Genomic DNA, 6,573 nt, shown 5'->3' on the forward strand with positions numbered 1-6,573 from the left:
GGAGCGGACAACGGGGCTCGAACCCGCGACCCCAACCTTGGCAAGGTTGTGCTCTACCAACTGAGCCATGTCCGCTTACGGGGATTAATCTTACGTGATGCCCGCATCCTATGCAAGAACTTTTTTTGAAAAGTTTTGCAACGCCCTCGCGAACCTCGCGAAGACATCAGCCGCCACGGAGGGTGCAGGCAAACTCAAACTCGCCGCAAGAGGTCTTTACATCTCACCGAGCATGATCCAGGCAGAGCTGTCCTGCGCGAGCCTGCCGTCTGCAAGCGGTGATGAGGTGAGCAGGACCCTGCCCGCCGGCAGTTCCACGGGCGCTGCGCCGAAGTTCGTCACACACGCCCAGCCGTTGTCGCGGCGATAAGCGATGACGCCGCCCTCAGCGCCCTCGGCACCATCCGCAAGGCCGGTGCGCCCGTCAAGATCGAGCCACGTAAGATCGTTGGCGCACCCGCGCAGCTTGCGCCGCAGCCAGAGGGCGTCACGATAGAGCGCAAGCATCGATGTCGGGTCCGCTTCTTCCCTATCGGCAGCGTAATCGGAAAACCATGCAGGCTGCGGCAGATGGGGCACCGCATCGGCGTCCGCAAGCGAAAACCCAAACGATCCGCCCTGCGCGGGATCGTCCGCCGCTACCCATGGCAGGGGCACACGACAGCCGTCGCGCCCCTTCTCGCGCTTCGGTCCGTGCGTATTGGTCGCAGTGGGATCTTCGAGTGCAGCCCACGGGATATCGGCCACCTCAAAAAGGCCGAGCTCCTCACCCTGATACACGTATGCCGAGCCCGGAAGCGCCAGCTCAAGCAAAAGGGCCGCCCGCGCGCGGCGCTCGCCGAGTTCACGGTCCTCGTCATAAGACGACCCGTCGCGTAAGAGCCAGTCGAGCGCAATCTGATGGTAGCGCGTCGCCTTGATTTGCGGCAGGGCATAGCGTGTCGCCACGCGCGGCACGTCGTGGTTGGAGAGTACCCAGGTCGAGGCGGAATCGGATTCGATGGCCGCCTTCAAGCCCTTCTCGATTGCAGTGTGCATGTCATCATAGGTCCAAGTGGCCTTGGCGAACTCAAAGTTGAATGTCTGGCCAAGCTCGCTGGGGCGCGCGTAGAGATACTGGCGCTCGGGCAGTACCCATGCCTCGGCAACGGCGCTGCGCGGCGGATTATAGCGGTCGAACACGCGGCGCCACTCGCGATAGATCTCGTGGACCTCGTTGCGGTCCCACAGCGGATGGGTGCCATCGTCAACCATGTCATCGCCCTCGGCGAGATGCCACCGGTCGAGGTCATCGCGGTCGAGATCCTTGGCAAGACCGTGTGCCACATCAATGCGAAAGCCATCGACGCCTCGATCGCTCCAAAACGTCAGGATGTCACAAAAGAACGCGTGAACCTCGGGGCATGACCAGTCAAAGTCCGGCTGCTCGGGCGTAAACATGCGCAGATACCATTGACCGTCCGCAACACGCGTCCAGGCGGGGCCGCCAAAGTTGGCATTCCAATTGGTGGGAGGCAGCTCGCCATGCTCGCCGCGACCATCGCGGAAGATATAACGGGCGCGCTCGGGCGATCCGGGGCCGGCGGCAAGAGCGGCTTTGAACCAGGGGTGCTGGTTGGATGAATGGTTGGGCACGATATCGACGATGACCTTGATGCCGCGCGCGTGAGCCGCAGCGATCATGTCATCGAAGTCGTCAAGCGAGCCGAGACGTGGGTCGACATCGCAGTAGTCCGCCACATCATAGCCGCCATCGACAAGAGGCGAAGGGTAAAACGGGCTCAGCCAGATGGCCTCGATGCCCAGCCGCTCAAGATAGTCCATCTGCTGGGTAATGCCCGCGATATCGCCCAGACCCGAACCGGTCGAATCCTTAAACGAACGCGGGTAGATCTGATAGATCGCGGCATCGGACATCCATGAGCGCGAAGAGGACTTTTCTGCAGCCATGGGGTGAGCCTCCCTTGCAACGAGGTTTTGCGAGATGCCCACGATGATACGCCCAAAGCTGTCATTCGAGGCAAACAACGCCACAGCCACACCCCAAAACGCTCGCTCCCTCTCGGGCTCGAGCCTCCTGGGACGAATCGATCGATTAGTGAAAAGAACGGAAGACTCACTCCCCCGGCCACAACAGCGAGCGGGCTCCGGGTGCCCCAGGTTGCCGCGAAAGAGGAGGGAAGCGTACTTTATGTACGCGACCGACGATTGAGGGGGCAAGATGGGGTGCCCGGGGCTCGCGCAGCGTCAACAAAAAACGCGGTTCGTTAGAACCGCGTAAGATAGTTGGAGCGGACAACGGGGCTCGAACCCGCGACCCCAACCTTGGCAAGGTTGTGCTCTACCAACTGAGCCATGTCCGCATATGTAAAACAAAACGGGCGCCGGAGCGCCCGGATGTTGCCTGGAGGCGAAGCCCGGATTCGAACCGGGGGTAAAGGCTTTGCAGGCCTCTGCCTTACCACTTGGCCACTTCGCCGAAAAAGGACCGCCTAAACGGTCCGGAAATGCAATGGAGCGGACAACGGGGCTCGAACCCGCGACCCCAACCTTGGCAAGGTTGTGCTCTACCAACTGAGCCATGTCCGCTTGCGGGTTATTAATTTACGCGAGTTATCCAAAAGACGCAAGTACTTTTTTCAAAAAAGTTGCCGGCCGCGTGTTCTTGGTGGCTAAACGCGCTAAAGCGATTGGCTAGGCACGCGATTCCAGTGCTCCGCTAAATAGCTTCACCATCTGCACGCGCGTGCCGGTGCCGTCTGTGCGACGAGCAACCTCCACGTTATCGACAAGCATACGCATAAGCTTGATACCACGGCCGCGTTCCTCAGATGCGACCGGTTCGCTCGCTCCATCGATAGAATAGCCGGCACCCCGATCAAGCACCTCAACCACGACGCGATCGCCATAGGCCTGAACCGTCAGGACGCACCCGATACCGCCCGCATGGTCATAGGCATTACCCAGCGCCTCCCCCGACGCCAACGCGACATCGTAGCGCTCGTCGCGGCGCAACGGAAGCGATTCAAGGAGTTCGGCGATGCGATGTCGATAGTATGGAAGATTCTCGATACCCTGTCGGACCTCGACGCTCTTGCTCCATCGTGGCAACTCTCCCACCGGAATAGCGGGAATCGACTCACGCGCCGGACCCGCAACATGAAGGATGTCGACAAGTCGGGCAATCTCCAAAAAGCGAATGACCTCATCGGAGGCGTTAACGAGCGAAAGCAGGCCCTCTCGCCTCATGAGCTCTCTGGCACGTGTAAGCAAAAACGCCAAACCCGTCGAGTCGATAAAGCCCACGGCCTGGCAATTGATGACAACGCGACGCACGCCCCGGTCGATCAGATTATCCAACCGTCGGCGCAGCACGGACACCGAGGCGATGTCGACATCACCCGGTGGCGTCAAAACCGCTATGTCATTCCACTCATTCATACGACCATGGTTCCCCAAAAGAGCTCGCTCGATGCATACATATCTGCAGCTGCGCAGATTTTGCCCGTCAAGTATCGCGGTCTACGATCGACCCCGTAAAAACTCAAGGGAAACCAGCGCAATGTCATCGTCCAGCGCCGACTCGGTAAAGCGGTCAAGCTCTCCCAAGACCTTACCGCAGATTCCCGATACACCCTCACCCGAGACAGAGAGCAAAAGGTCACGAAGGCGCTGCTCGCCAAAGAAAGCACCCGAGCGATCACGTGCTTCGATTGCTCCGTCGGTATACATGAATAGCATGTCACCAGGAGCGAACGTAAACACGCCTGTCTCGTACACCATGCTCTCAAAGGCACCGATCACGCCCGATTGGCACCCAAGGAGCTCCACTTCTCCCCCTCGGGTTTCTCCGCCGCCAAGCGGCGTCGACGACGGTCTAATGACCATAGTGGGAGGATGTCCCGCAGAGCAGTAGGTAGCGCGACCCGCTTTAAGATCAATCTTGGCGATAAACGCCGTCACGAACGTCTCGACCCTCGAAAAGCCCATGAGCATGCTATTGAGCGAGCGGGCCATACGGGCGGGCCCAGCACCCTCCCAGGCATAGGCCGTCAGCGCCGTCTTGACGAGCGCTGACATCGACGCCGCCTCGATTCCTTTGCCGGATACATCGCCCAAAATCATAACGGCGCAATCGTCGGGAAGACGGACAAGAGTATAGAAGTCGCCGCCAACCAACGCCGAATTCGTTGCCGAAAGGTATACCGAATCGGTTGCGATACCCGGAACATCCCCTAGGGAATTTCTCATGCCGATCTGGAGGGTCTGAGCGATATGGCGCTCCTCGCGCTTTTGAGATTCGCCTTCGTAGATCAGTTCAAAGTCATGCGCCAAGTGCACCAAGTAGTCATATTCAAGGTCATCAATCGGCTCTTGGCTGCCATCACGAAGCAGCAGCGCGCGTGTCGTCGGGCCCTTCGCAACAGAAGCAGGAACAATCGCGTCGTTGCTGTGCTTGCCATCACCCTCAGAGCGCGGGCGCCCCGCCTCGATGCCGGTGTCGATGTAGAGGCCCTGGCAAGGCAGACCATGCGCCTTAAGCCAGCCTCCCATAGGCATCGATTCGTCAACGCGAGTTATACGGACGTGCTTAAGGTCCTCGGCACTCGTACCGCCCAAAACAGACGCCTCAAAGCCATCAGGGCCAGCTCCCAGACGTGCCGCCGGCGCCGTCGTGGAAAAGAAAAGCTTCTCGGGATCATCCGGCAAAGCAACGCGACTGCCACCTTCAAAATCTATGACGTAGGCGTCCAGACTGGCATCATACTCAACAGGGCAAAAATGGCAGTTGAGCATATTGCAGATCTCGGACGATACCGCCTGGGTAGCCGCGGCGGAATCGTCTAGAAAGGTAAACAACTCATCGCGTAAGACATTGAGCGAGCGGCCAAGCTCGGCCGTGCGACGAGAGCGAAGGCTCGATGCCATGCCGACCAGCTGGATAGACAGGTAATCGCAAATGACCTCGAGTACATTAACGTCATAGGCGAGCGGTGCCTGGGGGCGTTTCCAACCAACTTCCAGCACGCCAAGAATCTGCGTACCGTAAAAAACGGGAAGACAGATCTCGCTGCGGTACGGAGGCATATCCTGCATGCGCAACAGGTGCTTAGAGCGATTGTCCAGGTCCACGAACATACCGGAGGCGGCCCTATCGCCCTCAAGGTCCTGTTGAATCGACAAGCGACAGGCACGCGACTCGCGAAGAACATACGTCGGAATGCCAGCGCCATACGGCAAAAACTCGGGCAGGTAGCTGTCGTGCAGCTCCTTGGAAACACCGCGAAGCTTAAAACCGCCGCTCTCAGAAAAATAAATAGCGGCACCCGAAGCATCGAGCGTTCCTACAAGTTGGTTCAAAACGGTATCAAGCAGACTGGGTAGCTCATCGGAGCCCACGGTGCTCATAATGACCGAGAGCGTGCCAGAGAGACGCTTGTTCGCCACTCTAAGCTCCGATAACGCACGCTTGAGTTGACGGTCGTGAGAATACTGTTCCTCGATACTGTGAAGTGCCACCAGGACACGTGGCGCGCGGCGCCCAAAGATACGTGGAGGCGTTACGGAACCTGCGCGAACCAGGACGGGGATAAAGGAGCCGTCGCTCAGCTTGAGCATCAGTTCGCTCTCGGAGCCATCAGTTTCAAATGGCAGACGATGCTCCGTCGCACGTTCAAAAGCGGATGAGTACAGGACGTCTTTAACATCTCTACCGATGACGTCGGCGCGTTCCTCGCACATCAAACCAAGTAAGCGATTATTCACATGCAAAATGGTTCCGTCGAGCTCGCAAATAATGACAGCATCGCTCGTGATCTCGACCAATTGGGCAACGTCTGCCCACTCGTTGCGCTCAAGCGTTTCCATCGTGAACCTCACCGTCTATCGGTAACAAAAAAGCCTCCGAAGAGGCTTCTCAAATGCGATGGTGTCGGAGGCGGGACTTGAACCCGCATGACCAAAAAGCGGTCACTAGCACCTCAAGCTAGCGCGTCTGCCAATTCCGCCACTCCGACATGCTATGTTGTTGATTCGCGGTTCGTTTTGTTGGACCCGCGCGTTCAACGAGGAAGATAATAACCTATGTTTTGAGAACTGTGCAAGCACTTTTTTGAAAAAAGTTTACGAATTTGTAAATGAGCAGGTAGATCTATATGTCCGGTCCCGAATCGGTGTTGCCTCCCGGCGCGTCCTCGGGCATGAGCGATATTTTGCTACGCACTTCGTGCTGCAAAATATCGCTCCCCCTGCGGATTGCGCCGGGAGGCAACACCGATTCGGGACCTGCAAATACGTACTTCAGGCACAGTTCTCAAACATGTTCTGAGGGCTAATACAAATTTAGCGGCTCGGCTTTGCCGAGCCCTTATATAAGGAGGCCGGAGCTAAAGCTCCGGCCTCACTATCTTTCCTATTAGATTAAGTGAGCGATCAAGGAATCGCCCCCCCTGCGGCGGTAACTCAGGGCCCGTGCTGGACTTAGTTTTCAGAACATTCCGCACTGATATCTTCTGTATTGAAGACGTCGATGGTGCACCCGTATACCATTGACGTCGACACCATCAGATGCGG

The 6,573-nt window shown here is 57.9% G+C and carries 3 protein-coding genes and 5 tRNA genes; all 8 read right to left on the bottom strand.

Annotated elements, in window-relative coordinates:
• Nucleotides 1-2: 2 nt before the first annotated feature.
• The 8 genes from I2F59_RS09550 to I2F59_RS09585 all read right to left on the bottom strand — a co-directional run bounded on the left by I2F59_RS09550 (nt 3) and on the right by I2F59_RS09585 (nt 6,017).
• Nucleotides 3-75 (bottom strand) — tRNA-Gly (locus I2F59_RS09550).
• Nucleotides 76-216: 141 nt separating this feature from the next.
• Nucleotides 217-1,950 (bottom strand): glycoside hydrolase family 13 protein, encoded by a 1,734-nt coding sequence (locus tag I2F59_RS09555; protein ID WP_229065436.1) that lies wholly within the window; start codon nt 1,948-1,950, stop codon nt 217-219.
• Between the two features lie 337 nt (nt 1,951-2,287).
• Nucleotides 2,288-2,363 (bottom strand) — tRNA-Gly (locus tag I2F59_RS09560).
• A gap of 42 nt (nt 2,364-2,405) precedes the next feature.
• Nucleotides 2,406-2,479 (bottom strand) — tRNA-Cys (locus I2F59_RS09565).
• A 34-nt stretch (nt 2,480-2,513) separates the two neighbouring features.
• Nucleotides 2,514-2,589 (bottom strand) — tRNA-Gly (locus I2F59_RS09570).
• 105 nt (nt 2,590-2,694) lie between these two features.
• The gene (locus I2F59_RS09575; protein WP_195503985.1) at nt 2,695-3,441 is read right to left on the bottom strand and encodes an anti-sigma factor antagonist; all 747 of its coding nucleotides are present in this window, start codon (nt 3,439-3,441) and stop codon (nt 2,695-2,697) included.
• Nucleotides 3,442-3,522: 81 nt separating this feature from the next.
• Nucleotides 3,523-5,868 carry a GAF domain-containing SpoIIE family protein phosphatase gene (locus I2F59_RS09580; protein ID WP_195503986.1) on the bottom strand — a complete coding sequence of 782 codons (2,346 nt, stop codon included), beginning with the start codon at nt 5,866-5,868 and terminating at the stop codon, nt 3,523-3,525.
• 59 nt (nt 5,869-5,927) lie between these two features.
• Nucleotides 5,928-6,017: transfer RNA gene (locus I2F59_RS09585), tRNA-Leu, on the bottom strand.
• Between the last annotated feature and the right edge of the window lie 556 nt (nt 6,018-6,573).

This window comes from Collinsella aerofaciens (assembly GCF_015556945.1).
Classification (GTDB): Bacteria; Actinomycetota; Coriobacteriia; order Coriobacteriales; family Coriobacteriaceae; genus Collinsella; species Collinsella aerofaciens_AO.